The 25893-nt window shown below is 45.5% G+C and carries 24 protein-coding genes; 15 read left to right on the top strand and 9 right to left on the bottom strand.

Features of this window, described 5'->3' with window-relative positions:
• Positions 1–211 precede the first annotated feature (211 nt).
• Positions 212–844 carry a hypothetical protein gene (locus H6626_13570; protein USN47199.1) on the top strand — a complete coding sequence of 211 codons (633 nt, stop codon included), beginning with the start codon at positions 212–214 and terminating at the stop codon, positions 842–844.
• Here H6626_13570 and H6626_13565 read toward each other — a convergent pair.
• Positions 841–1362: a hypothetical protein gene (locus H6626_13565; GenBank protein USN47198.1), complete on the bottom strand. Its 522-nt coding sequence runs from the start codon at positions 1360–1362 to the stop codon at positions 841–843. The two genes, H6626_13570 and H6626_13565, sit on opposite strands and share 4 nt — an antisense overlap.
• Positions 1363–1614: 252 nt before the next feature.
• On the opposite strand from H6626_13565, the gene H6626_13560 reads away from it, so the two are divergent.
• Entirely contained in the window at positions 1615–1887 is a 273-nt protein-coding gene (locus tag H6626_13560) for a type II toxin-antitoxin system Phd/YefM family antitoxin (protein USN47197.1), read from the top strand.
• Complete coding sequence (locus tag H6626_13555; GenBank protein ID USN47196.1) at positions 1878–2156, top strand: type II toxin-antitoxin system RelE/ParE family toxin; 279 nt, start codon at positions 1878–1880, stop codon at positions 2154–2156. Before H6626_13560 ends, H6626_13555 begins: the two co-directional genes overlap by 10 nt.
• 316 nt (positions 2157–2472) lie before the next feature.
• On the opposite strand, the gene H6626_13550 is transcribed toward H6626_13555, so the two are convergent.
• Entirely contained in the window at positions 2473–7170 is a 4698-nt protein-coding gene (locus H6626_13550; protein USN47195.1) for an RHS repeat protein, read from the bottom strand.
• A gap of 687 nt (positions 7171–7857) precedes the next feature.
• Between H6626_13550 and H6626_13545 the strand changes: the two genes are divergently transcribed.
• Both H6626_13545 and H6626_13540 read left to right on the top strand, forming a co-directional pair.
• Positions 7858–8478 (top strand): CPBP family intramembrane metalloprotease, encoded by a 621-nt coding sequence (locus H6626_13545; GenBank protein ID USN47194.1) that lies wholly within the window; start codon positions 7858–7860, stop codon positions 8476–8478.
• 56 nt (positions 8479–8534) lie between these two features.
• Positions 8535–8954, top strand: coding sequence for a hypothetical protein (locus H6626_13540; GenBank protein ID USN47193.1), 420 nt, complete (start codon positions 8535–8537; stop codon positions 8952–8954).
• A gap of 10 nt (positions 8955–8964) precedes the next feature.
• Here the strand turns inward: H6626_13540 and H6626_13535 are convergent, their stop codons facing one another.
• Together H6626_13535 and H6626_13530 are read right to left on the bottom strand one after the other, a co-directional pair.
• Positions 8965–9225, bottom strand: coding sequence for a hypothetical protein (locus H6626_13535; protein USN47192.1), 261 nt, complete (start codon positions 9223–9225; stop codon positions 8965–8967).
• Positions 9226–9318: 93 nt separating this feature from the next.
• A complete protein-coding gene (locus H6626_13530) occupies positions 9319–10167 on the bottom strand; it encodes a hypothetical protein (protein ID USN47191.1) in 849 nt (282 codons plus the stop codon).
• Between the two features lie 292 nt (positions 10168–10459).
• Between H6626_13530 and H6626_13525 the strand changes: the two genes are divergently transcribed.
• The 4 genes from H6626_13525 to H6626_13510 all read left to right on the top strand — a co-directional run bounded on the left by H6626_13525 (position 10460) and on the right by H6626_13510 (position 15440).
• Positions 10460–11020: a hypothetical protein gene (locus tag H6626_13525; protein ID USN47190.1), complete on the top strand. Its 561-nt coding sequence runs from the start codon at positions 10460–10462 to the stop codon at positions 11018–11020.
• Positions 11020–11856 (top strand): CDP-diacylglycerol--serine O-phosphatidyltransferase, encoded by an 837-nt coding sequence (pssA, locus tag H6626_13520; protein ID USN47189.1) that lies wholly within the window; start codon positions 11020–11022, stop codon positions 11854–11856. The genes H6626_13525 and pssA overlap by 1 nt, the downstream gene beginning before the upstream one ends.
• A 138-nt stretch (positions 11857–11994) precedes the next feature.
• A complete protein-coding gene (locus H6626_13515; protein ID USN47188.1) occupies positions 11995–13014 on the top strand; it encodes an aspartate-semialdehyde dehydrogenase in 1020 nt (339 codons plus the stop codon).
• 248 nt (positions 13015–13262) lie between these two features.
• Entirely contained in the window at positions 13263–15440 is a 2178-nt protein-coding gene (locus H6626_13510; GenBank protein ID USN47187.1) for a hypothetical protein, read from the top strand.
• Positions 15441–15444: 4 nt separating this feature from the next.
• On the opposite strand, the gene H6626_13505 is transcribed toward H6626_13510, so the two are convergent.
• The gene (locus H6626_13505) at positions 15445–16170 is read right to left on the bottom strand and encodes a hypothetical protein (protein USN47186.1); all 726 of its coding nucleotides are present in this window, start codon (positions 16168–16170) and stop codon (positions 15445–15447) included.
• A gap of 343 nt (positions 16171–16513) precedes the next feature.
• Between H6626_13505 and truA the strand changes: the two genes are divergently transcribed.
• Genes truA through rpsI form a run of 3 tightly spaced genes read left to right on the top strand, consistent with a single transcriptional unit; the run spans position 16514 to position 18179 of the window.
• Positions 16514–17284, top strand: a complete 771-nt coding sequence (gene truA / locus H6626_13500; protein ID USN47185.1) for a tRNA pseudouridine(38-40) synthase TruA — start codon at positions 16514–16516, stop codon at positions 17282–17284.
• 40 nt (positions 17285–17324) lie between these two features.
• On the top strand, positions 17325–17759 hold the full coding sequence (gene rplM, locus H6626_13495; protein ID USN47184.1) for a 50S ribosomal protein L13: 435 nt from the start codon (positions 17325–17327) through the stop codon (positions 17757–17759).
• 21 nt (positions 17760–17780) lie between these two features.
• A complete protein-coding gene (gene rpsI, locus H6626_13490; protein USN47183.1) occupies positions 17781–18179 on the top strand; it encodes a 30S ribosomal protein S9 in 399 nt (132 codons plus the stop codon).
• Positions 18180–18280: 101 nt separating this feature from the next.
• Here the strand turns inward: rpsI and H6626_13485 are convergent, their stop codons facing one another.
• Entirely contained in the window at positions 18281–19345 is a 1065-nt protein-coding gene (locus H6626_13485; protein ID USN47182.1) for a M23 family metallopeptidase, read from the bottom strand.
• Between the two features lie 65 nt (positions 19346–19410).
• On the bottom strand, positions 19411–20139 hold the full coding sequence (locus tag H6626_13480; protein ID USN47181.1) for a Stp1/IreP family PP2C-type Ser/Thr phosphatase: 729 nt from the start codon (positions 20137–20139) through the stop codon (positions 19411–19413).
• Between the two features lie 102 nt (positions 20140–20241).
• Between H6626_13480 and H6626_13475 the strand changes: the two genes are divergently transcribed.
• Positions 20242–21129, top strand: coding sequence for an energy transducer TonB (locus tag H6626_13475; protein USN47180.1), 888 nt, complete (start codon positions 20242–20244; stop codon positions 21127–21129).
• Positions 21130–21322: 193 nt separating this feature from the next.
• Complete coding sequence (locus H6626_13470) at positions 21323–24070, top strand: pyruvate dehydrogenase (protein ID USN49043.1); 2748 nt, start codon at positions 21323–21325, stop codon at positions 24068–24070.
• A 19-nt stretch (positions 24071–24089) separates the two neighbouring features.
• On the opposite strand, the gene H6626_13465 is transcribed toward H6626_13470, so the two are convergent.
• Complete coding sequence (locus H6626_13465) at positions 24090–24740, bottom strand: O-methyltransferase (protein ID USN47179.1); 651 nt, start codon at positions 24738–24740, stop codon at positions 24090–24092.
• Positions 24741–24749: 9 nt separating this feature from the next.
• Complete coding sequence (locus tag H6626_13460) at positions 24750–25121, bottom strand: GNAT family N-acetyltransferase (GenBank protein USN47178.1); 372 nt, start codon at positions 25119–25121, stop codon at positions 24750–24752.
• Positions 25122–25226: 105 nt separating this feature from the next.
• Between H6626_13460 and H6626_13455 the strand changes: the two genes are divergently transcribed.
• A complete protein-coding gene (locus H6626_13455) occupies positions 25227–25880 on the top strand; it encodes an HAD-IA family hydrolase (protein USN47177.1) in 654 nt (217 codons plus the stop codon).
• Positions 25881–25893: the final 13 nt, after the last annotated feature.

Here is a 25893-nt window from a genome sequence, read left to right as displayed (position 1 = left end):
GTGTTCTTCTAATGTTTTTTGCAGCTGCGACGCCGTGGGGCTACATGCCGCCATAAAAACAACCAACGAGCTAAGAATTCCAAATTGCACTTTTAACTTCACTATTGTCTCTCCTGTGTGAGGCAAAAAATTTCTACTATATTGACACAGACGTCCATAAGAGGAAAACACAAATTGTGTATGCGGCGGGTCACGTATCATACTTAGAAGCATGAAAAAACTTAAGTTGGGTTTCTTTTTTATCACAATGGTATTGGCTTTAACGTTAACCACCGCCCAGGCCGAGATTTACACACATAGTCAGCTGCGCGGCAAAGACCTCGATGACATGACTGAGGCGGTGAACGCCAAGATGTCGCAGGCTAAAAAGCTGAGCGCCTCCTCTGGGACAGAAGGTGAAGCAAAGGCTGTGGAGCTGCTGCGAGAGGCTCTTAAGTTGGTTTTGTCTCGGCCAGACACGGCCAATGACAAATTGGTGTCAAAAATTTTTCCCACAGTACAAATTGAGTTGAGTCGCTATAAAGCCTTTGAAGACACTTTGGCCAGTGTGGTGAATGAAGCCATCTATGGAATTAAAAATAAAGTGGGCAGCGTGGATCAACAAGTCACCTACTACGTACTTTTAGAAAATTTTATGGGTGAAATGCAACCCGAGGCCCATAAGTCTGAAATTAGGGCCCTCTATGAAAAAATCAAAGAATCGGACCTAGAGGTCAGCAAAGAAGTAAACAAAGCCCTTCGGCGAAGTATGTACAAAAAATATAATTTACAGGCAGTGGCGGAAGCTATTTTAAAGCGAACCGAAGTTAAGCCAGTAGAAAAATCGGAAGATGTAAAAGATTAGTTGGCGGCTTTTGCCAATTGATTCACTAGAAATTGATGTTCGGATTGGCTATCACCTTCGCCAAATTGCACAAATATCTCATTTTGCCCCGGCAAGAGGTTAATGTAGTCCGTTGTAAATTCACGGCCGTCCACTAGAAATACTGATGCCACAAATTTAGATTTTGAATTTTTCACCACCAAAGTGTCCGTTGGCGATTTTCTAGAGTTGCAGAATTTTCCGGTGACACGCACGTAAGAAGCCTTTGAATCAATGGGTTTAATATGGCCACGGTCTAGGCAACCCAAGTTGATTGTGGGCATCACCTCGTCAGAAACAGCCTCGCTGATCGGACCCGCAGAAGGAGAAACAATCGAAGCCGGCGAACGTGTTGAATCAAGCGCAGTACCTATGACTATGGGCGGAGGCGACACAAGAGAAAAGTAGACCAGCGCTCCCATAATCACGACCAAAAACGTGGTGATCGAAAAGATACTCACTCGAATTTTAGAAAGAATGTTAAGATTTGCCTTAATCATTCTTTTCTATCGGACGAATGGCCCTAAAACTTTAGTCGTATCAGTATGAAACAACTGGGCTAGACAAAGGGCGGGGCGCGGAGCCGTTGCTCCTTGGTGACATTTATTTATTGGTTAATAGGGGCGAAACACCTCAATTTGAGGACCTATTACCTCGTTATCGAAATGATTGAATTTGAAGAGAAGTTCGGCTTAAAAACGTATCCTTGACAATATGTACGTAATAACGTACGCTTTGAGGTGGAGGTATTTATGGGAACCCCAAAAGTGAAATCTGCCACTTCCTTAAGAAGTGACCTTTATGAAACTCTGAAGGAAGTTTCCTCCGGAAAAACCCAGGTCATAACCCACAAGCAAGGCGAACCTGTGGTGCTTCTTTCAAAAGCGGCTTATGATAAAATGCTTGATGAAAAAGACGCTCTTAAGAAAATGGCTATTGGTCTTTCACAAATTGAATCAGGCGAAGGTATTGAGCACAAGTCTGCAATCAAAAAATTAAAGGCCATGAAGAAAAAGTGGAAATAGTTTGGTCCCCTCAAGCCTTAAAGGATATTGAGTCCATAGGTGACTTCATTGCTGAAGACAATCCGCCAAGAGCCATTACCTTTGTAGATGAGTTAATTGATTCTGTTGAAAGACTAACTCGTTTTCCCGAATCAGGAAGCATAGTAGAAGAGAATCCGATCTTTCGACAGATTGTGTATGATGGTTATCGACTGATTTATCAACTTAGAACCAAAAGAATATTGATTATTGCTGTTTTGGGACCCGGACGATTCCTTAAGAAAACTTAATTTTTGCAAACGCCGAAGCCTTCAACAGCCAGGCAAGACTCTACCGTGCATCGCTTGATCTATTGTCTTACTGAAATTCTAAAATCAAAAATGGCGCCGCCGTTGTGGGAATAAAACCTAACATATTTTGCCCCCAACAAAGTGTGTCGCCGTTATTGATTCCGCAAACGCTGGAACCTCCCACTGAAATGTCGGTCCAATCAGATGACGTACCCACCTGGCTGGGTGTGTAAATGGGTGTGTCATCTGGATCGAGCCGGAGGCTTTTTCTTCGGATATCTCATTTGAGATATCCGAATAGATTTCGACTCAAATTTTAAAAATTTCCAAGGGGGCCACGGCGAGGTGGAGTAAATCCAGGCAGGGGTTGTGGCACTTTAAACTCATCGGGCTTCATCACGTTGTTTTGGCATCTAAAAAGCTTAAGTTTTGCCTCTCTAGCTGCAGCATACTGGGCCTCCTGAAATTCCTCGCTGGTAAGAAAGCCCGTTTTGTACAAGTAATTATAGTAGTTATAAGTCTCCTCCAGCCAATCCCTCACCAATTTTTCACAGTCGTCCGGATCTCCTGTCTTGCACTGGTCCCTTGGCATGAGTTCGCCCGTTTTCTCACCTTCCTCAGCAGTATTCTCTGGCAAAGTATTAGAGGGGACCGTTATGGCGCCATTCTCGAAAGCATTCTTGGCAACTTCTCTTGCGCCTAAAACACCTACCGACGAGAGGAACATCTTATATGCTATTCTTGCACCAAAAAATACAGCAGGTGCGAACAGTCCATTTTTGTCCACATTGTTAATAGGATCATGGCTCGTGTAAAGATAAGTGTTAAATCCTGACACCAAACCAATGGGGTCGGTCTGTAAATAGCGGCCCGAATGTGGATCATAATCACGATTGATATTGTAATGAAGCCCCGTGCTGTCGTCGTAATACTGCCCCGGGAAGCGGTGGGATAAAGTAAATGTTTGGCTATCACCATCGGGATTGTCGTTTACGGTAGCAAGACCAAAAGGACTGTACTGCGCTTGCCAAACAACTTTTCCGCCTTCAGCTTCGACACTTTTGGGAGTGCCTAATGCATCGATATTGACATAAAAGAGCGTTGGTTTAGATACTGAGCTACCACTTCCGCCACCCGCTGAGGTGCTCGAAGCTGCGCCGTCACGCGAATCAACAACCGCAAACAGCCTATCGTTCAAATAGATGTATTCTTTTTGCGATTTACCTGTGAAGTCATATTCACTTAACAGTCTCGTGTCGTCAAAAAAGAAAAACTGAGTATCACTGTCGTGTTGTAGAAATCTGCGATGGCCCATTCTTAGGCCCATTCCATTGTAAATATATTGCATCCCATTTGATGTCTGATCCACTAGGTTGTCAGAAGTATAGTCAAAAGCTATCCCACCAAAAACAGTAGCATTGCCAAATTGATTGTTTTCAACAGTCGACGTTGAGGATTTCAGAACGTCAGTCACTGATTGCAGCTGATTGCTATTTGGGGCGATTGCATATTTCTTTACCAACTCCTCATCGGTTTTAGTCTCTATGCGGTTGCCATTGGCATCAAACGTCCAGCTGGTCACTTTGCCTGACTCTTCAAAAGATTCTAAGCGACCAAACGAATCATAGTAATATTGAGTCAGCGCGGAGAATGACCCATTGGCACGACTCTCAACACTTTTAACCCGGTCTGTTCCGGCCCAATATTCATAATTAAGATCTAAATTGTCACTTAAGATTCTTAATACTCTATAGTCAGCGTCCAATTCTGTTTTGACTGACTCCAATCTCGACCCTCGCTTCAACGATTTAATTGGGCCTTCTGGGGCATAATTAATGTTTTGCGCAAGCGTGAGCCATCGACCATCAATAAGAGCCTCCATCTTTTTTATTTGCCCCGCAAGATTACGCTGATAGCTCACTTCCATACCGCTGGGATAAACCATACCAACAAGTAAACCCATTTGATCGTATTGGTAATTTAAGACAGCTTTTGCTGTGGAGTTTTCCGGAGTTTCACCGTAGCTTTGAGATCTTTCAACAACCTCACCGTAGTTATTGTAAGCATAAGTCAGTAAGGTTTTATCTCGTCTTACGCTACACAATGAACCAATCCCATTGGCACATTGATCGTATTCATAATAAACACTATCTGCTGGATTTGGAGCCTCTACAGACGTTATTCTGTTAAGAGCATCATACCTATAAGTGAAAAACTCACCCTTTGCACCCGTCTTGCTCACAATGTTACCTGCTTCATCGGGCACAAAACTAGTCGGTCCAGAGTCAGGACTCTCAATTCCCACTAAGTAACCAAGTCCGTTATAGGAATAATGGGTGGTATTGCCTTTCGGGTCTGTTACCTGCTCTACATTATCAAATTCGTCGTACACAAGTGTAGAGGTCACTCCGGCAGGATCTACAAGCAAATTACGGCGATTGAGACTATCGTAATCAAAGTTCAACAGGTCGACATTAGGATTTTTTATTGTCTTAACAAGACCCTGAGGGTTGTATGTTGTTCTAATTTGCTGACCCATTCCAGCTTCAGACACGGCCAAGCGATTGTTATTGTCATAATACATATTAACATGACGTCGAGCCGTTCCAGAACGATCAAAATAAGTAACCGTTTCAAGATTATTCATTTGATCGTATTTGTGCTTAATGGATTCTCCAATTTCATTTGTTATTAAATCTACATTTCCATTGGCATCATAGGTGTAGATCTTTTTACCCATTACACCCTTACTATTTGATTTAGGACCGATCTCTTCAACAAGTTGATCCATATCGTTGTATATATAAGTGATCGTGCGATCACCAATTGAACTTCTCACCTCGCGATTTTTAAGATCGTAGTACTTATAACGAATAGAGCCATTCGGCGAAGTCACTTCTACTATGCGACTTAATTCAGAGGGATCCAGATCATTGGCATATTCTGTGATCTTGTTACCAATGATCTCTTTAAAAGTCGTCTTGTGGCCATAGGCATTGGTAATGCTGCTTAAATTGCCTAACGAGTCCCACCGATAAAGAGTAACGTCGTTGACGCCGTCTACAGATTTGCGGGGGCCGTCTACTGATTTCAATTTGTTGTTGCTATAATATTTATAGATGGTCTTGCTGACTAGTGAAGTATCGCTACTAGTTTTTGTTACCCTGATCAGTTTCCGCTTTTTATTGTAATCATAGTCAGTTGTAAGTCTACCTACTGTAATCTTGTCCGGCTTATTGAAATCCGGCTCCCACTGGATAGTTGTCGTGCGCGGATCAGCCGACCCCTCGCCTTCTACTTTGAGAGTCAAAAGATTTCTATCGTTATACTCGTAGTAGGTGACGTTGCCACGGAAGTCTGTTTCACGCTCGAGGTTTCCGGCAGCGTTGTATTCTTTTTTCGCAACACTGTTGATACAAATATTGCAATATTCGCCGCTGATACTGGCTACGCGATTTATACCCAACACACTCTTGAATTTAAACGTTTTACTGATGCCATAGGGGTCCGTAACCGTCGCCGAGCCATCTGGATTATACGCCACTGAATAGGCGTGTGATCCATTTTGTTTTACACTTAAAACAGCTCTGCCCTGGTCATCATAAGCCCAGCTTCCGACAACATTGTTGGCAGGGTCAACTAGGCCCGTCAGCAATGTATTGTCACGCTGGTCTTCGTAGAGCAGTTTTGTAGTGGGATTATCAAACTTAATGTCTAACGTGGCATCCGGAAATATTATTTCCTTCAAGCGAAAACTATTATCTTTACCAGTTCCTTTGATACGAAAACGATTTCCAGTGAGGTCTACGACCGCTTGAATGTTTCCATTAGACTTCTTGCGAGAAACTCTCAGTGTATTGCCAAATTCATCAATAAGTCTTGTTAATTTTCCTTGCGCATTGTATCTCGCCTCAACAAATCGTCCGTCATCATAACCAATATTGAGTAAGCGGCCATTGATATCATAGCTCTCTCTATTACCGGCCTCGTCTTCCAACAATAGGCCAATTAGGTTGCCACTATCATCGTAGGCAGACAGCAATCTCTCCGCACTCGTAGACGAACCAAACCAGGTATCCCGCTCTGTTTTTTTATTGGTCCAATCTATGGTGTTCCAAAATGTAAGGGTTCTGCCATCATCACGGACAGCGGAAATACTAATTACACTGGCTCGTCCAGATATGGCCGCACTGGCGTTCTGTGCCAGAGAACTAGCAAGAGTGTCAGTCAAGTGACGAGAAAAACTATGAGTCCATTTTCCAGCGGCGGATCTTTGGCTGTTGTAGTAAAACTTAAAATAAAGAGGGCTACTACCTTTAGGAGAAATCACGGTGATTTCTTGATACTTGTTCCCCGTACTTAGATTGATTGGATTTGTAGGGCCAGAATTGCAGGAAGCTCCGTAATTTTGTTCGGGGTTCATCGCATCTGACTTGGGAGCACAAAAATATTCCGTAGAAGCATCAATGTTTCTCAGAATAACTCCTTTGTACCCCTTAGGACATGCACGCCCATGATAGGTGCTCTGCCCTCGCCGCCATTGGCCGATCTGGATGGCGCCATCGCTTTTTCTTCTTAAAGTGGCATCCCATTTCGCAAAAATTGAGCCATCTACGTAATAATGATCGGGTTGCCAAGTGCGTTTCATCCCGGTCATTTCATAATAAGAATTAGTGTAATTGGCTAAGGCGTAGTCTTCGTTTCTACTTAAATACTCATTCACCCCTGAAAAATACTCTTTAAATAAAAACACCCCGGTGTCAGCTAAATCCATGGTGCTTGTGCCCCTAAGATAGCCAGTAATCGCATGAAAGTTCGGCTCGGCCTTAAAAATATCTGGCGGCCAGGGTCCGCCTGTGCCCCCTGAAACCTGGGTGTAAAACCAAGCGGGGACAGATCCCGGGGGGAGTGTGTCGATGGTGAATGTATCCCTCGAATTGACTCGTTCAGCTCGAAGCTCTGTCGGAGCAAGAAATGAAAGAAGAATGAAGATAAAAACTAAATGACCGCTCATATGTACCTTCCGTATTACGCCAGGCATCTAGTGGCGAAAAATTGAGTTAGATGCTAGTAAATGTCAAATCCGTTAAAAAAAATCACACCATATAAATCATCATGATATGTTTTTTAAATTCTCAGCAATTCATCTACTGAAAAACGACGTCCGACCTAGGCGTTCGGAAAGGTCTCCCACATACCGCATCTGAATATCTACCTAAGGCAATGTCGCCTTCAGAAACTTAAATACCCTCTTCATTTTTAAATCCAATTGGACAAAAAATATCACCGATTGTTACTGTTGAAGGCACGACACTCCACTTAAGCAACGACCAAAAAAACAATAGTAAATTTTAAAGAATCTATTGTCCCCCCAAGACTCTCATGGGTACAATTGCAATGACGGTGCCACAACCTGTTTCAGTCAGGGAGGCCTTCTAGCCGCTTTCGGGCTAACTTTTCGTTCAAGAAATCAAAGCTTGTCGAGTCCATTTACATCCGAATAAATCTTTGCTCAAACGTCATAAACCTTGAGGAAGACACGCTTTTTATACAAAACCCCTAGATATTTATAGATAATGGGCTCGATCAGCCCCGCAGTCTGCGCTCTGGTCCAACGACCAGGATATAGACCGCGCGAACTCTCCTTTGCCGGTAAAACCAATTAACAACACAACGAAATTAAAATAAACTGGCTGTTGCCATGAGGAACAAAAAATCTCAAAAGTTTATCGGTATTGGTCTTTTAGCGTTTTATATAATAACTCGTTTTCTTTTCCCTGCTTACGTCGAAAGCGTCGTGGACTCTGGCGGATACATCATCGAAGTTTTGGTAATTTTAGTTGCAAGTCTAATTTTCCGCGACCGTATTTCGTTTAGAGTCCGAAACCCACGCCAATTATTTTTAGATGCACTGGTCGCCATAGCTGCCGGTTTTTTTATGTATTTCGGACTAAAAACTGCCGGCATTAATAATCCTCTTACCTTCAATAACACCGAGGAAACTCTATCGCGGATTTTTACCGCGTCACTGTTAATTGAACTTCTGTTTAGGCATGCCCTTTTTCATCCCACCGAAGATTTGTTGAAAAAGCACTGGCCCACCACCCTAGTCACAGCGGCCCTGACAGCCTATGCCTTTCTCGGCTCTATCTTTTACACCCATCAGCAGCTTCACACATTCATCTATTATCAGAGCAGCTGGATGCTCCTGATGGGAATCTGGTGGGGTTTTCGATATTTCACAACGCGATCACTTACCGTGCCCGTCACCTGCCATGTGGCGTTTAATTTTGGCTTCTATCTTGGTTTGATTTTGATGTAATTGAACCACTATGATATGAAAACCAGGCCCAAAAGGGTTTTAAAGGATAGATGACCATGTTGCGTTTTTTGCTTCTATTTTCAATTTTCACAATATCAAGCTGTGCCAGCCTAAAAAAAATGGAACCCGGACTTGAGCGCCTTCGAGGTCAAAGAATCGGCAAAGCATTTAAAATTCTGGGGTATCCAGACGACAAGATTGAAACGGGTGATCGACACATCTACATCTGGAGTGTTGACCGCACTTATACCGAATACCAAACTCGTACAAAAACAACGACAAAAGTAGTAGACAACAAAGTGGTAGAAGAATCCGTTTCGTCCCAAGAACCCGTGGTGGTTAACGACTTCTGTAAAATAAAAATCGGGACGTCAACAAGAGATATTATTCGTGACTATGAATATAATGGCGACCTTCAGGGTTGCTCTAAGTACATGAAGCCCCTAAAAGAGTATGGCTCCCCTGAAGGTTCTTAAAGATCAATGGCTATTGATTTTTGCCACAAGAACGTTTTTTATTTGATTTGTGCCAGGCCTTTTTCTCATCTTTTGTGATAAAGCCGTCTTTATCTGCATCTACTTCTGAAAAATGTTTTTCGTGACCAGTATCAAATTCTTTTTTAGAAACTTTGCCGTCACCGTCTGCGTCCATCATATTAAAATGTTCAGCCATGCCGTGGCCCTTGAATGGGCGCTGAGCACATCCGACAAAAAACAAAATCACTGGCAATAAAAATATTAATTTCACAAGAACCCCCTTGATTGTCTTTTTATTGAGCCTCAATTAAGGGAGAATTTCAAGGTAAGACCTCGATTCCCAGCACAATGGGTGGCAAATAGACTAATGCCAAGTTAGTCCCATAATTATACGTGATTCCTGCTCTGGAGTGGCCGACCAATAGGTGGATCCAGATAAACTCGTTGTTAAGTGCGGCGACACCTGCCGCGAGCCGTATACATTCACAAACCCTTCGTTGAGACGCAAATCAGAGCCCACGACTATTGTCTTGTCGACAGGGTATTTTAACGAAAGCATAGTTTCTTTAATATCTGAAGGCCCCAACTTTTCAGGGTCCATTTCAACTTTCACGTTGTTATAAACCTCAAAAGGGTTATCCACTTTTATGTCGACATAGTTTCCACTGTAAGAATAGTTGATATTAAACTTATACCCTTTGTTCACTTGGACACTCATTTTACTCACGCGCTCTTTCATTTCGTAGAGCGGCCGCGCACTGGGGTTTGACTTCATATAAGTATCCACATGAAACTCAGTCAGGCGCTTCACCATAAATTGTCCAAAAAGGCGTTGCTCTTCCACTTCTTCTTTGGCGCTTACGTTTTCTCCCGAAATATAGCCGCTTTCTGAAAACTGGTTTAAGGTATCGAGGTTTCTATCTGATTCAGTACGGCCGAATTTTTCTTCATATCTCTGAGAAAACTCATGTTCTAATTTGGGGTCAAATATGAGCTGCCTCAACGGTGGACCATCAAGATGGGGCTCACGAACCAGCGCAATTTCCACCACGCGAAGGTTCTTTTCGTCCGCTACAGAGTCCACATAACCTGGATGGGGCGCGTCCAGATCACGAACCTCGGCCTGAACGCGAGCCCATGCGGGCGCGACCAGAAGCATTCCCAGGGCTGGCCATAAGGCTAATAGTTTCAGATACTTAAAAATCCATTCCATACATTAGTTTATATTTGCAAAGGCCGGCCCAAACGCCAGCGCCTAAGTCATTGAAATTATGGGGCATTTTTGGAGCTTGAGAGAGTTGCTCTAAGCTCAATAATCTGTACTTCATAAACCCGAAAAGCTAATAGAAAATTTTAGTGATTTCAGTTATTTAGACTATCAACATCTGTAACACCCCTGGGCCGAAATTCGTCCCATCAATAAAGGATGCATGCCAATTATCCACCTAAAGACGAAAAGTGACATTCATCGCATAAGAAAAGTCTGGCACATGGGGGGCGTGCTATTGATTTTACTAATCTACTCCCAGGTGAGTCATGTAGTGTCTCTGCAGCTGATTAGCCTGGCGGCCTTATTTTCTCTGACCGTGGACGTCCTGCGGCGGTTTTCGCCTCAATTCAATGAATCCGTTTTAAAGATCATGGGGCCATTGATGCGTGAATATGAGCGCAATGGTTTTGCCGGAACTACATTTTTGTTATTTGGCGTGTTTACCATTATATGGGTTTTTCCGAGCACAATTGTTCACTTGGCTTTGCTATTTCTAGCTGTAGCAGATCCTGTAGCCAGTTATGTGGGCATTCGCTATGGTAAAGATAAAATATTTCGCAGCAAAAGCCTTCAAGGCACGATGGCTGCCTTTGCTGTATGCACCCTGATTACTGCCGTATATTGCTATAGTTACAATCTTATGACAGACCGTATTTTGATTGTAAGTTTGCTGGCCGGGCTTGGCGGATCAGCCTCTGAACTGATTGAAATTGGCAAGCTCGATGATAACTTCACGCTGCCCATATTAGCGGCTGGGTTTATTTGGATTATTTTTTATATGTTTGGTGGTTTGTGATGTCGAAAAAGAAATCAAATCTAAAGTCTTCTGACCAAAGAAAAAAAAGCGACCGCGTAAGAGTGAACATCTACGTATTGCCGAACCTACTGACCACGGCAAATATGTTTTTCGGCTTTTTTGCGATCATTTACACAATCAATGGTGACTACCTGATGTCGGCCTATGCTATTGTGGCCGCAGCTGTGTTTGATTTGCTCGATGGCCGAGTGGCTAGGCTCACACACGCCACAAGTAAGTTTGGTGCCGAGTATGACTCACTTTCAGATCTTGTCAGCTTTGGCCTGGCACCGGGGTTGTTATTATTTCTATGGGCTCTTGAACCGTTTGGGCGATTGGGCTGGCTAGCCAGTTTCTTTTACGTGGCTTGTGGGGCTTTGCGGTTAGCTCGCTTTAACGTACAAAAAGAAATTGTGGACCCCGCCTACTTCCAAGGGCTACCCATTCCCATGGCCGCGGGCATTGTGGCAAGCTCTGTGTTGGCGTTTGATGATCTCGGCTGGGACCCCTCTCGGTCGTGGATTTTATACGGAATTACTGTGGGCCTTGGTTTTGCGATGGTGAGTAATTTTCGATACCGAAGCTTTAAAGATCTCGATCTGAAACAGCGCCTGCCCTTTCCATTTTTGGTGGCTGCGGTTTTTGTTTTTGCGATGATTGCCGTACGTCCCGAAGTCATGCTGTTTGTCACTTTTCTCACCTATGCAGGACTTGGCCTGATTTTTGGTGTTTTAAAAATCGGTAAACAGCGAAAAGTGCGTGATCCGGTGATGAATGTAGATGGAAGTTCTGATGACAGTGAAGAAGTCGTACCTGAATATGACGATGACCACTGAACCGGTAACAGCCTTTCCTCTGCACTCAACAGACAGAGCCATTGGCTTTCTGCCAACATTCACCTTGACCTTGTTACTCTACGCAGTAATAAACGAAACTTAGGCCAATTCTCAACGGCAGCATACGGTGGATAAAATATGAAAAATCTCAAAATTGGTGTAGTGGGTGCAACGGGTATGGTGGGGCAAACCTTTTTGGGCCTACTTGATGAATCGCAATTGCAAATAACAGAGCTTCGCCCCTTTGCGAGCACTAACAGCGAAGGCCTAGAGGTTTCTTGCCAAAGCCAATCTTGGAAAATTCAAAGCCTCCATGATGGATGCTTTAAGGGCCTCGATGTGGTTTTTTTCTCCTCGGGCGATGACATCAGTAAAGAGTGGGCACCCAAGGCTGTCCAAGATGGGGCCTATGCCGTTGATAATTCGGCCGCTTTTCGAATGAGTGATGAATATCCACTTGTGGTACCTGAAATTAACGGTCACCTGGTCGATCAACTCACTAAGCCCACAATTATTGCCAATCCCAACTGCTCGACAATTCAATTGGTGGTTGCACTAAATCCCTTGGCCAAAAAATTTGGCTTAGAAGCCGTAAAGGTGGCCACCTATCAAGCCGTCAGCGGCGGCGGTAAGGCCGCCCAAGAGGAATTGATCAAGCAAACCTCAGCCCAACTCACCGGTGGTCCAGAAGTACCCCATGAAGTGTTTCCACACACCATTGCTTTTAATGCTCTCCCACAAATTGGTGGTTTTAATGATCAGGGATTTTGCAGTGAAGAAATGAAGATCATGCGAGAAACCCGCAAGATCTTATCTCTACCCGATCTGCCCGTGAGTGCATTTACGGTGAGAGTGCCCGTATTGAATGTTCACAGCGAAGCGGTTTGGGTGACCTTAAAAAATGACACGTCTTCTCTTGAAGAAGTATTAAAAACTCTAGGCGATGGCCCCGGCTTGCAACTTGTAAAACAAGCACAACCCGAAGAATACCCCCATCCACTTTCAGTTTCTGGAAAACACCCCGTATTTGTTGGTCGCGTACACCAAGATTTTTACGATTCAAAAACCTACCTAATGTGGGTAGTGGCAGACAACATTCTAAAAGGCGCCGCCCTAAATGGACTACAAATAGCCCAAAAAATTTTCCAAGACCGATAGGACAATAAATCACCGGCGGAGTAATGCTTTGGCGGCCGCATCCGGGGACTTCTTCTGCAAAAGCGAGTTCGGATTGGTGCAGTGCTCGCTGCAAGCGAGCGCGGCTGCCAAACGCATGTTTGAGACTTTTGCAGAAGAAGTCCCTGGATACGGCCGCCACAGTATTACTCCCACCCCACCCCAATAATCGAGGCATTTTACTGGCTTAGACCTTTACTTTCGACTTCGGCAATGCTGAGATAAAAGCTATGATTTCATGTCGCTCCAAAACACTGTTTTTAATTCTTTTTGGCCTAGGGATTTTGGCCCCAACTCTAGGTTTTGCCAATATCGAAGTAAACAACGTCAGTGGGGTTTCTAGATATGATGATTCGGCTGCGCTCACAAATCCAATCATTTATGGTGGTACTGCCGGAACCACTTGTAATGCGGGCACCGGCACCTCCACATGCAGCAATTGCTCGTCTGCGCTAGAAGCCTGTAACGAATCAAGGATCTATGGTGGGCTCACCCTATCTATCACTTATCATCTGACATCTAGCACATCCACATCGGCCTCTCCCATGTTGGGAAATTCAACCGGAGTTATTATTAGTGATGCTTCATTTTCGGTGTCCTCTGCCACAAAAGACACCTCGGTCACCATGACCATCAGCTGGGACTCCTTGTGCCAAGCCCTTAATGAAAGCCAAAACTGCGACGATGATAATTTCAGTACCACAATTAGGCTTGGCGTCGACCTCAACGCCAACTCGTCGCTGGACGAAGGTAGCGAGTACGGCACTCTGCAAATTAAGGTTTTTAATCCTGCCATTGCGGTTTCAGCTAATGTCAACACCACAGCCCTTTGCGGAGGTGGCAGCCTCGTTGAACCTTACGGAGGCATATGTGATTTTGCCATGCTCCCGGGCGACGAAAAGGTTTATTTTCAACCCACCGCCGAAGTCACATCATCCACCTCAAGCAGCAGCAACTCCATTAATAAAAACTTAGTTCCTGGCACCCAAATAGAAAAAGTGCGGGTGTTTATTTCTGAAGTGGATTTTGCAAGTGCCACGCCTGGCTCTGAATCCACGGGCGGAATTGTTAAAGACCTTGATATCTCAGCCTCCGGTGAGGTGGATGAGTACATTGATGGACTTGAAAACGACGTGGTTTATTATTTTCGTGTTGGCGTTGTGGATCAGTTTTATAACTTTTTTTATATCACCTCAGACACGGCCGTAAGTGATAAATGTCCCGGCGGAACCACGCCCGACCAAGTGGATGCGTGTGATTATATGGCCATGCCAAGAGAAGTTGTTGGGCTACTAGATCCGGATAAACTTAATTGTTTTATTGCCACAGCTTCTTACGGCTCGATCATGGACAACAGGGTGAATACGTTTCGAGAATTTCGAAACCAGTTTTTGCTTCCTCATGTGTGGGGACAAAAATTTATATCGACCTATTACAACTACAGCCCGGCTGCCGCTGAATTCATTGCGCAACGTCCCTGGCTGAGGACTTTAAGCCGCGCAGTTTTATGGCCATTTTGGGCTTTTGCGTGGGCGAGTTTGCATTGGGGCTTTTATTGGGCCTTGGCTTTGGCAATATTGACTTTGATCAGCGCCTCATTGGCCATTCCTCTGATTTTTCGACGCCGAAGCGATTTTATTTTGCATGTTTTAGTATTGAGCCTATTGAGTGCGCTAGCGGCCCCTGAGCCGGCTCGGGCCGCTGTGGAAGACGAAAGCGAATCCGGGGGTTCTCAATATATAGAACACCCTCTATCAAAAGAAGGTCTAATTAAAATCGACAAGGAAAGAATCTATTTTTATCGCGTACCCGAATCAGAACAAACTAAAGCCACCACTGTTCGCTTGGGATATATGGAGCTTTTGGATTTAGAAAATGACCAAGGCGTGCCTTTTACCGACATTTATCCCGACAGCAGTTCTTTGGTGGCGACCATGGCCTGGGAGTGGCAAATGTGGCGTTCATCTCTAGGTAAAATCGGTCTTAAAGCCGGCTCGGGAATCTTCACAAGCAGTGGCAACGGCGTGTTCAAAAACAACAATTCTCCGGCACAAGAAAATTACACTTTTCTAGCTTTTCCCTCTACAGCTGCCGCCGTATATCGGGTGCAGTTTTGGGACAAGCAGTGGGTTGTTCCCTACCTAGAGGGTGGCGCTGATCTCATTCCGTTTATGGAATGGCGGGATGATGGCAAAAAGCCGGCCTTCGGAGGATCTATTGCCGCACACGTGAGCGGAGGGGTCGCCATAACCCTCACTCGCATCGATGATTCATCAAGGGCCCGACTGGATGAAGAATACGGAGTCAACTCTGTGTGGCTAACGGCAGAACTTCGGCGCTATTTTGGCCTAACGAAATTTGATTTCACGTCAACCGTCGCCAACGGTGGTTTACTGGTCGAATTTTAGGTACCTATGACAACCAGGCATTGATGGTGTCATCATAGTCACCGTCTTGATCCTGCTCACTTGTGTACTTCAATACCAGCTCTGAAAAATCACTGGGTAATTCTATAAAATCGGTAAATGCTATGTGAATGGCCCGAACCACCAGAGGATCCTTGGGGTCTACGTCAGGATAAAGTTTATTCAGCCTCACTGCCACCTCAGCAATCTGCCGCGCGACTCGATCGAAATCTCTTGTGGAAGATGCGTGGCGAGCACTATCAAAGGCCATCGAAACCATCAAAACATAGTCTCGCAAAATATTTCGCGACATCTGCTCGTTAATTGTCAGCTGGCGATTAGTTCGAAAATATTGCTTTTCTAAAAAACTATGGATTTCATTTGCTTCTTGATGTTCACCCGTTTTGCGGTAAGCCATGGCACGCACTTTAGACTGCAAAGGTTCCCAAATAGGGGCACCTACCACATACACACCCAAACTGCTCAGTTGACTGAGAAATGTCGCCGCAAAGTAAGTGAGAGCCGGACTGTTCTCACCCACAAGCGAAGACAATAACGCCGCCAAACTCGACGAGCCCACCATGACTGAGGCAATGACCGAATAAGATTTCAATCTTTGACGAGACGCTGAGGCTGCCGCCTGCGGCTGGAGAACATTATCGCATGGTTCCTCGGCGAACACCGAAGTGACCAGCAACTGAACTGATAAAAAAACAATAATTAACAATTTCATATAGGGCGTCGATTACTAGTTCTGCCGCTCATTCATGTCAATCATGGGATCCCTTTATTCACTATTAGGTCGATGGCCGAAGCGCGAACAAAAATCAACAGAACTTATCCGTGGACGGCCGGGGGCAAACACGGCCTTCGGGAAGCAGTTGCGATATCGGAGCTGTGGAGGTCCATTGATAAATCGGGCCCTCCAATTAAATTGGATCATCGCCACGCTTAACCGCTCCCGTAAAAGCTTCTAAAAAATAACAAGACGGACCCATTTCACTTTTTGAAGACTTCCCTTTTGCGCCCCATTGCGTTATGTATGCCCCAACTTGAACTCCAGGAGCCATGGGTCCATGAAAATTCGATTACATCTTTCTTATGACGGAACCGACTACGGTGGTTGGCAACGACAAAATGCGGGCAAACCCACCGTTCAAGGCACCTTAGAAAAGGCACTGACCCGGCTTTTTGACTCCCCCGTCACGGTTCGCGGTGCGGGCCGAACTGATGCCGGAGTTCATGCGGCGAGTCAAGTAGCCCACTTTTTAGCTCCGAAACCCATTGAAAATTACAATCTGGTAGTCGGGATCAACAGCCTCACCCCTTCGAGTCTGGCGGTGACTGAGGCATTTGTGGCCCCCGATGACTTCCACGCCCTGGCCTCGGCTACAAAAAAAACTTATAAATATCGAATACTTAATTCACCGACCCCAGATCCTCTGCGCAGCCGATTCAGTACCTGGGTGCGAAGGCCGCTGCATCTGGATTACCTCAACGAGGCTTCGCAGTATTTGTTAGGGTTGCATGACTTTAAAAGCTTTCAAACAGCCGGCACCGATTTGAAGACCACCGAGCGAAGAATTGACACAGCCCACTGGGCGCAAGTGGATGAGTACATGCTGGAGTTCACCATTGAAGGAAATGGTTTTTTAAAACAAATGGTTAGAAATGTGGTGGGCACTCAGCTCGATCTATTTGCCGCGGATGCACCCCCGCAAGCCATGAAACAAATTCTCGATGGCCGAGATCGGCGCCTGGCAAAAGGAACCGCCGCCCCTGAGGGTCTGCATTTGATGCAAGTTCACTATCCTGAGGACCTTGACAGCCGGTGCCGAAAAATTTAATACTACCGCCTCTTTAAGCCCAAATAAGGTAGGAATGCAGATGAAAACCTGGAATGCAAAATCTGAAACTGTTGATCGCAAGTGGTGGGTGGTTGATGCCACAGACCAAACATTGGGTCGATTGGCCACACAAATTGCCTCAGTTTTACGCGGAAAAAACAAAGCAGAATTCACTCCCCATGTAGACACCGGCGACTTTGTGGTTGTGGTCAACGCCAACAAAATCAAAATGAGCGGCAATAAATGGGATCACAAAACTTATTATTCTCACTCAAGATTTTTTGGCTCTCTAAAAGAAATGACGGCAAAAGAATTACTTGAAAAAGACTCCTCTCAAGTGATCACAAAAGCGGTACGTGGCATGCTGCCAAAAAACCGTTTAGCTCGACAGATTATTAAAAAATTAAAAGTCTATGATGGCGCCGAACACCCTCATAGCGCACAAAAACCACAAGCGATGTCGCCACAAGCGTAATAGGGAAGGAACGAAAGAGATATGTCTAAAGATACTGTTTACTACGCCACTGGAAAGCGAAAGACGAGTGCCGCTCGTGTGTTTCTTCGACCTGGCACAGGAAAAATGACTGTCAACGGCAAGCCCGCAGACGAATACATCACAACGCCAGCCGGCCGAGTCGTAGCCCGACAAGCTTTTCAAATCACTGATACAAATGGACAGTTTGATGCCTACGTTACCGTAGCCGGAGGCGGAATCACCGGTCAAACGGATGCTATTCGCCACGGAATTGCTCGCGCTCTACTTGTTGTTGATCAAGATCGTTTTCGTTCATCACTTAAGAAGGCTGGCCTTCTTACTCGTGATGCTCGAATGGTGGAACGTAAGAAATACGGACGTCATAAAGCCCGTAAGAGCACTCAGTTCTCAAAACGTTAATCCGAATAAGATTTGCGTTGGAAACAAAAAAAGCACCTGTGAATCAGGTGCTTTTTTTTGCTAACTGCTCAACAAAAAATGCATGAAACGATGATCTAAAATTACTGAATATCTAAGATATAGTTGATGGGATCGACTGGAACATCATGTACGCGCACTTCATAGTGCAAATGCGGCCCCGACGACCGCCCTGTGTTCCCCACGGCAGAAATCACGTCATACCGACTCACTTTTTGACCACGTTCAACAAACACCTGAGAGTTGTGGGCAAAGCGAGTTTTCACGCCATATCCATGGTCGATGGCGATGATTTTTCCATAGCCAGGCTCATAAGCGACGTAAGATACGATTCCATCAGCGGGTGCATAAACGGGAGTTCCCGGCGTGGCTGCAATATCCAAACCTTTATGCATCACTGGCTTGCCCGTAAACGGATCCACACGATAGCCAAACCGCGACGTGTACCATCCCCGAGTGGGCTTCACACTGGGCGTGGCATTCATTAGGCTTCGCCGTTCATTGAGTGAATTATAGAGATCCATAACTCCCGTCTCAATGAGACTTCCATCGCTCACAGCCCTATCTATACGAATTGATAGCGAGGCATAGCTGCGAGTGCGCTCAGACCCAATCTCGCCACGAGCTTCATCAAGAGGAGCCTTCTCCATAAAAACAGCATCTTTTTCAAGGTACTCAGACGTGGGGCCTCGCTCGTGCTCCATACCATCTAGGGCGTTGGCCTCGTGCATACCCAAAGTGGGCATTGGTCCCATTGAAAGTTTTAGGGCGCGATCTTCATCTTTAATGGATTTGTCGTAAATACCGCGGTCGTCATATTTTTTATAAACATCTGGGTTAATGTTGGTGATTAACTTCAGCTTGGTTTCGAAATTTTTAACCCTCTCCAAACCATTTTCAAGAGATACCACTTTGCTTTCAATAACTTTTAGCTGGCGCGTAAGTTGAGAGTTTTCTACTTTTAGACTCTTATTTTCGGCTTCCTTTAATAAAAGTCCCGCGTAATCGACCCCCACGGCCACAACCAATATGGCCACCACGCCCCCTAGAAAAGCCATAGCCTTTAGCCAGGCCGCCGAGACTGTGAGTGTTGTGGAGCGACCGCGCCGGTTGCTCATAACCAAAAATGTGTAGGTCTTCTTTTCCATACCCTCTACTTCGAAAAGATCCGCAATTTAGCGTTTATAACTAAAGGCGTCAAGAGCCAATAAATTTACTGAATCTTTAATAATATCACGGAGATATTGTCATCTCCGCCACCTCGCTTGGCCGCTTCTACGCATCGACTAACAACCAGGTCGTGGGACTCATTCTTACAAATTCCAGCAATTTCAATGTCTGAAACCATACCCGTAAGACCATCAGAACACATCAAAAGCATCTCACCCCGGTGCATTTGCCGCTCAATTATATCGACAGGAACCTCGGGCTCATAGCCCACACTGCGTGTGATCACATTTCGCGTTGCCACTTGTTCGGCTTCTTTTTCGCTAATAATGCCGGCCCGAATTTGCTCACTCACCAGTGAGTGGTCTTCGGTCACCTGCCACATCTCGGGGTCTTTAAAAAGATAAGCTCGTGAGTCACCCACATTAGCAATATACATGGTGTTGCCCTTGGCCAACGCGGCAACCATAGTGGTGCCCATCCCCTGAAGCTCGGGATTTTCCTTCGAGCTTTTGTGATAAATGCGCAAACTGGCTTCGCGATAAGCGTGGGCCAGAACTTCACGGGGTGAAAGCTTAATGCCCTCATTTTTAGCGTTTTCCACGATTTCGCGGACGGTCTCCACAGCCATGGCCGAGGCCACCTCGCCGCCTTTGTGACCACCCATCCCGTCAGCCACAATAAATAGACCTAGATTTTTGTCTACCAAAATAGTGTCTTGGTTAATGGACCTAACCAGTCCTACATCTGTCTGTCCCCATGCCTCTATTTCCATAATTTTTATTTTATTCTGGCTCTAGCTTTCAACCAAGAAAAAACACCGAATTCGCTACAAAACTCTCAATTAATCCTTACTACCGACCGATCAGTCTTTGAGATGACGAGATTTAAATTCAAACGACAATTTACGGCGGCGCTAATAATTTCTCTGGCCACCCATTTGCTATTGGTCTTAAGTCTAAATTTGGCCAAAGACGATAGCCCCCTGCGCCCTGAAAAATCTGTGACTGAAATCACTTTGATTGATGCCGATACAGATCGTACAAGCAAAGACCAGCAACCAAAACAAGTGGTTCAGCAAAATGATCAGCGAATTAACGATGAGACTCCCGAAAAAGCCAAGTACCTGAGTCAACATAACCAAACGGTGGTTAAAGAGACTCGCGCCAAACAAACCGGTGAATTTAAAAATCAAGCAAGAAGCGGGCAATTTGGAGAATCTCAAACCGAAGCCGCGCCCGCTCAAAAATCTCTAGCCACTCCGCTAAAAAACACGCAAGGCGATTTGCCATCGTTAAGCGACCTCCGACCTCAATTCGAGAACAAACCACCCTCGCCCGAGAAAACTCAACAGGCACAGGCCGGAGCCCCGAGTCAAACTGATGATTACTTAAAAGATGTGGAAACAGGCATGCAAACCCTGCTGAGCACAAAAGAATTTGTCTATTACTCGTACTATGAACGCATCCGTCACCGTTTGCGACAACATTGGGAACCCAGTATTCGACGAAAAGTGGAAAAAATCCTCTCTCAGGGACGCAGTATCGCCTCCGCTCGTGATCGCATCACTCGTGTCATGATTGTTTTAGACAAACGTGGATCGCTGCTGCGAGTGAAAGTTCTCGGTCAAAGCGGATTACATGACCTTGATGATGCCGCCGTGGATGCTTTTCGCGCTGCAGAGCCCTTTCCTAATCCCCCACAAGGGATCATTGAACAAGATGGAACTATTCGTATTCGTTGGGACTTTATTCTGGAGGCGTAAAATTCTTAAATTTACTGACCTAAATGGTACTGAAACTTGCCTTCACCAGTAAATTTCATATACTCCCTGCGGTTAACGGCAAAGGCCAAATAACTATTATCCCCTCACGAGAGGTATTGTTTTGAGCAAAGAACTAAACAACACAGCACTGGTCGATAAGATTGTCAGTCGGGCCCACTATTTGATCAATCAAATGATCGTTGTAGCCAACAATCGAAAAGATAAACAAAAAGGCGATCCCAAAGTAGGAGGACATTCTTCCGGCAGCACAAGTGCTCTACATATTTTGGGGGCCCTACACCTATTTGTAAAAACAGGTTTTGACCACGTTGCGGTGAAACCGCATGCCTCACCTTGCGACCATTCCTATAACTACCTGTTAGATTTATTTTTAAAGTCAGATCTATCCAAACTGTCGTTGGATGAGGCCAATACAGCTATGGCTGGCTTGCGGGCTTTTTCACAAAATGGCGAGTACGTGCTCCAGTCTTATCACTCTGCCTATGACCCAGATCACCACAATTATTTCCCCTCGGGCACTGTGGGCATTCCTCCCGTAAACGCTGGATATTTGGCCTTGGCCTATCGATATGCAAAAAACCATGGGTACGAAGTGCCTGAGGCTCATTTTTGGGCGGTTATTGGTGATTCAGAATTTAGAGAAGGATCTTTGTTTGAAGCTATCCCCGATTTTGCCGAGCGTGAACTCGGAAATTTAACGTGGATCATTGATTACAATCGGCAAAGTCTTGATGGCCACAGAATCACCAACAAAGAAATCATTGGCGGCACCGACGACACGCGAATCAAAAAAACTCTTGAAGCCAATGGCTGGGAAGTCATTGAAGTTCGGCATGGGAAAAAACGTCAGGAACTGTTTAAGAAAAAAGACGGCGACAAATTCAAAGTGTGGCTTGAAGAAGACTTGGCCGATTACGAATTGCAAGCCATGTTGCGCGTCCCTAATGGCAAAGAACTTCGCGAACATATTGCCTCCGGCCCCATTAAGAGTGCCAAAAAAATAAAGTCGTTTCTTGCTGAAGTCTCAGATGACGAATTGTATTCGGCACTCCGAGACTTTGGTGGCCATGACATGGCGGCATTGGTTGAAGCCATGCAAAAAAGTAAGCTCAATACCAAAAAACCATGTTTGATCATTGCCCACACTTTAAAAGGTTGGGGGCTTGAGATGGCCGCAGCCTCTGGAAACCATTCCGCTCTCCCCTCACTAAATGAAATGCGAGAGCTTCAAGCAAGGCAAGGTCTTGATGAAAATACTCCCATTGCGCGTTTTGAAGACAGCACTGATGCTGGAAAATTTTTGAAAAAGCGCGGGGAGCAACTCTACTCTCAAATCAAAGAACAGCATGATATCAAAGCAAGAAATCACAAACATTTTGTTTCAACCATCGAAGAGCGCGGGGGTATTCCTGACAGTTTGGACATTAACCTAAAAATGGCCAGCTACCCACACACTCAGTGGATGCTTGGACAACTAGTAGCTAAACTGACACGAATTGCTAACACAAGCCTTAGTGATTCAGACCTCGAAGTGGGGCATAAGCCATTAACGCCTTTTGAAAAAAGTTGGTCGGTGGCTGGTGATATGCTCGTTCCCATGGCCCCCGATGTGGGCACAAGTACAAATCTAAACCCGGCCATGGACGGAAAAATCTATGGTGCCCATGTGACTGAAGATGTTGAGACTGAGCTTGAAGTGAAAGACAAAAAAACTCCTGATTTGGTTCCTGACGAGGCCGCCGAAGACCACTATTTGCGCTTCGAAATAGCTGAAGCTAATGTTATGTCATGCATGGGTTCATTTGGTCGCATGAAAGACATTCTTGGTCTTCCCTATATGCCGTTAATGTCCGTTTATGACTTTTTCATCAAACGAGCGGCCGATCAGTTTTTTTACAACCTATACTGGAAGAGCAGTTTTATTTTAGCGGGAACTCCGTCCGGTGTGACTCTTTCTCCTGAAGGCGCCCAACACGGATGGAAGTCTGATTTTCAAATTCCTAACCAATCCACGTGGGAACCCTACTTCTGCCAAGAGTTGGACTGGATTTTTTGCGATGCCCTTAAACGCCATTTTTATGGAGAAAACGAGGGGCGAACGGGCGTAGTGTTTCGAGGTGTTACCCGAGGCGTAGAACAAAAAGACTTTCTCTATTATCTAAAAACCCAGCGCCGCTTTAAGGTGGGCATATCTGAAGACCAGCTTCTCTCCCACGTGGAATACCCCATAGCTGGCGCGTCCATTGAGAGTGAAGTGGGAACCTTACCCGATGAAGAGATTTTGGCTCAAGTCCGACATGAAGTTCTAGCTGGCGGCTACTATCTAATAGATTACCGTGGTTACGCAGGCTATGAACCTGGTGATAATGTGGTGCATATTTTTTCACTTGGTGCACTCACCGCTGAAGCCATAGAGGCCTCAAAAGAATTACTGGCACGTGGCGTGTATGCCAACGTGATCGTCGTAACAAATACAGATTTGTTGGTCGGCAATCTTGGATATGAAAACCAATACTCTCACTTAAAACAAACTTTAAATGTAGATGCGACATTGTATTTACAGCCCCAACTGAATGGAAACTTCAATGCCTCAGAAATGGTGACTCTCTCCGGGCGCCGCATACCTATCGTGAGCGTCCAAGATGGAGAACCAGGGCTGCTTGATAACATCGGTTCCATTGTTGGGGTCAAGCACGAGTCACTCGCCGTACGAAAGCACTCTCGATGTGGTCGACCAAAAGATGTCTATGCCTATCACGGCATCGACACCAACTCTATAATAGAGGCGGCCGGCAAAGTGTTGTCTGAAACAGCAATGGAAGGCGTTCGAGTGAGTCAGCGTGTGACTCAAGAGGTTCAAAGCCAATCCGTCAGTGGCCCAATCAATAACTGGCGCGAACTATGGCCACAAAAACATTAGTGGACTGATAAGGGCGTGATCACAGCTTCACAGCTACGGTCAGCCCTTCCTGAGTGGGTACCAATACAGATACGTATTTTTCAGGGTTTGCTAGCCTCTGATTAAATTGTTTCATTGTGGCGATGGTGTTCTCACTCATATTGGAGTTATTGCCCTCACCAATGACATGACCAAACAAAAATGTATTGTCTCCGACGATGAGTCCACCTGGTTTGATATGGGCTTCTGCCCAATCAAGGTACTTAAGGTAGCCGGCCTTATTGGCATCTATAAAAATCATATCAAAAGGCGACGACTCTAAAGTCGGCAACACTGACAGTGCATCACCGTGATGGAGAATGATCTTATTGAAACATTCAGTGTCTCTTAGCAGCGATTGAGCTTTTTTGAAGTTTCCCTCATCAAACTCTATACTGTGAATTTCGCCACCCTCAGGAAGGGCCCTGGCCATCCACAAAGTGGAGTACCCATAAAGCGTACCCAACTCAACCACTCGACGAACACCACTGGCTGCAATGAGAGTTTGTAACAAGCGCCCCTCGTAGGGACCCACATTGATGCCCTCTTTTTCATCATTTCGAAGGGCCTGCCGTATGGCCATAAGGGAAGCATCTTCTGGTGCAAACAAATTATTGATGTAATGGTCTCGGGGGCCAATATTAAGGCGCACTTACAGCTCCTATTTTAGTCGTTTAAACATAAGTTTATGCGGACCAATATGGGGGATATCAAAAAAATCACCGTGGTATTCAAGACCCATTTTTTCATAAAACTTAAATGCCACCACACGCGCATGACACCACAAAACTTCAGCTCCACGATTTTCCAGCTCGCGAAACCCAGCTTCCATCACTTGTCTGGCCACTCCTCGCCCCCGATAATCAGGCTCTGTGGCCATTTGCCGAAGCCGATAACAATTCTGCCCCGGGATTTCTTCATGGCACTCTTGCACAAACGACGCAATGGCTACCAAGGCACTGCCGTCAAAGGCTCCAATGTGAAACGTCGAAGGCACGGTATCCTCAACCAGCTGGTTTTGCTGCAGGGTCAAGTGCGGCCTTAAAAGGCGTTGACGTAAAGGAAGGGTCTTATTCGCTTCGATTAATTGTATCACTAACATTTGCACATTATACACATCATGGTAGCTTGAATCTATATGGTGCAGTTACTAATGTTTGATCTTGATGGTACCTTGTTTCACACGGCGCCCGGCATCCACAAAACCGTAAATATTCTTATGCGGCGGTGGAGCATGCCCGAAGTCTCCTACGACCTGGTCACGCAACTCATTGGCAACGGCTTGGCTCAACTTGTCACGAGACTTGACCCAGAAGTGGCTCAAAACCTGGGAAACCTCAAACAGCGTGAAGCCGAGTTTATGGAGGTCTATCAAGACATTTACCTCGATGACATCCAGGTCTTTGAAGGGGCTCTGCAGTTTTTGCGCGCCTGGCCAAAGAAGCTCGCTATTGTAAGCAACAAGCACGAAAGATTTATCCGCCCCCTAGTGATGGCCTCTCCACTCAGAGAAATTTCATGGACGGCTATAGTAGGAGGCGACACTTTTGAGCAGAAAAAGCCCCATCCCCTGCCACTCAATGAGGTGATGAAGATGGCAGGAGTGAGCCCGGATGAGACTTTGATGATTGGCGATGGCCTACCCGACGTTTTAGCCGCGCGAGCGGCGGGTGTGCGGAGCATCAGCGTAGGATTCGGATATGCTGAAAATCAAGCCCTGCGGGCCGCCGGCGCCCATGCCATGATTGATCACTATGGTGAATTGGCGCATCAGATTGAGCAATTATCATAACGCTTCACCCCTT

This window comes from Pseudobdellovibrionaceae bacterium (genome assembly GCA_023898385.1).
Lineage (GTDB): Bacteria > Bdellovibrionota > Bdellovibrionia > Bdellovibrionales > UBA1609.
Note: the sequence above shows the minus strand (reverse complement) of the source record. Positions and strands in the feature narration are given on the sequence as shown.

What these genes read in the sequence shown, in the direction of transcription:
- H6626_13570 (USN47199.1), top strand. Translation starts at nt 212, where the DNA reads ATGAAAAAACTTAAGTTGGGTTTCTTTTTTATCACAATGGTATTGGCT.
- H6626_13565 (USN47198.1), bottom strand. Translation starts at nt 1,362, where the DNA reads ATGATTAAGGCAAATCTTAACATTCTTTCTAAAATTCGAGTGAGTATC.
- H6626_13560 (USN47197.1), top strand. Translation starts at nt 1,615, where the DNA reads ATGGGAACCCCAAAAGTGAAATCTGCCACTTCCTTAAGAAGTGACCTT.
- H6626_13550 (USN47195.1), bottom strand. Translation starts at nt 7,170, where the DNA reads ATGAGCGGTCATTTAGTTTTTATCTTCATTCTTCTTTCATTTCTTGCT.
- H6626_13545 (USN47194.1), top strand. Translation starts at nt 7,858, where the DNA reads ATGAGGAACAAAAAATCTCAAAAGTTTATCGGTATTGGTCTTTTAGCG.
- H6626_13540 (USN47193.1), top strand. Translation starts at nt 8,535, where the DNA reads ATGTTGCGTTTTTTGCTTCTATTTTCAATTTTCACAATATCAAGCTGT.
- H6626_13530 (USN47191.1), bottom strand. Translation starts at nt 10,167, where the DNA reads ATGGAATGGATTTTTAAGTATCTGAAACTATTAGCCTTATGGCCAGCC.
- pssA (USN47189.1), top strand. Translation starts at nt 11,020, where the DNA reads ATGTCGAAAAAGAAATCAAATCTAAAGTCTTCTGACCAAAGAAAAAAA.
- H6626_13515 (USN47188.1), top strand. Translation starts at nt 11,995, where the DNA reads ATGAAAAATCTCAAAATTGGTGTAGTGGGTGCAACGGGTATGGTGGGG.
- H6626_13510 (USN47187.1), top strand. Translation starts at nt 13,263, where the DNA reads ATGATTTCATGTCGCTCCAAAACACTGTTTTTAATTCTTTTTGGCCTA.
- H6626_13505 (USN47186.1), bottom strand. Translation starts at nt 16,170, where the DNA reads ATGAAATTGTTAATTATTGTTTTTTTATCAGTTCAGTTGCTGGTCACT.
- truA (USN47185.1), top strand. Translation starts at nt 16,514, where the DNA reads ATGAAAATTCGATTACATCTTTCTTATGACGGAACCGACTACGGTGGT.
- rplM (USN47184.1), top strand. Translation starts at nt 17,325, where the DNA reads ATGAAAACCTGGAATGCAAAATCTGAAACTGTTGATCGCAAGTGGTGG.
- rpsI (USN47183.1), top strand. Translation starts at nt 17,781, where the DNA reads ATGTCTAAAGATACTGTTTACTACGCCACTGGAAAGCGAAAGACGAGT.
- H6626_13485 (USN47182.1), bottom strand. Translation starts at nt 19,345, where the DNA reads ATGGAAAAGAAGACCTACACATTTTTGGTTATGAGCAACCGGCGCGGT.
- H6626_13480 (USN47181.1), bottom strand. Translation starts at nt 20,139, where the DNA reads ATGGAAATAGAGGCATGGGGACAGACAGATGTAGGACTGGTTAGGTCC.
- H6626_13475 (USN47180.1), top strand. Translation starts at nt 20,242, where the DNA reads ATGACGAGATTTAAATTCAAACGACAATTTACGGCGGCGCTAATAATT.
- H6626_13470 (USN49043.1), top strand. Translation starts at nt 21,323, where the DNA reads ATGATCGTTGTAGCCAACAATCGAAAAGATAAACAAAAAGGCGATCCC.
- H6626_13455 (USN47177.1), top strand. Translation starts at nt 25,227, where the DNA reads ATGGTGCAGTTACTAATGTTTGATCTTGATGGTACCTTGTTTCACACG.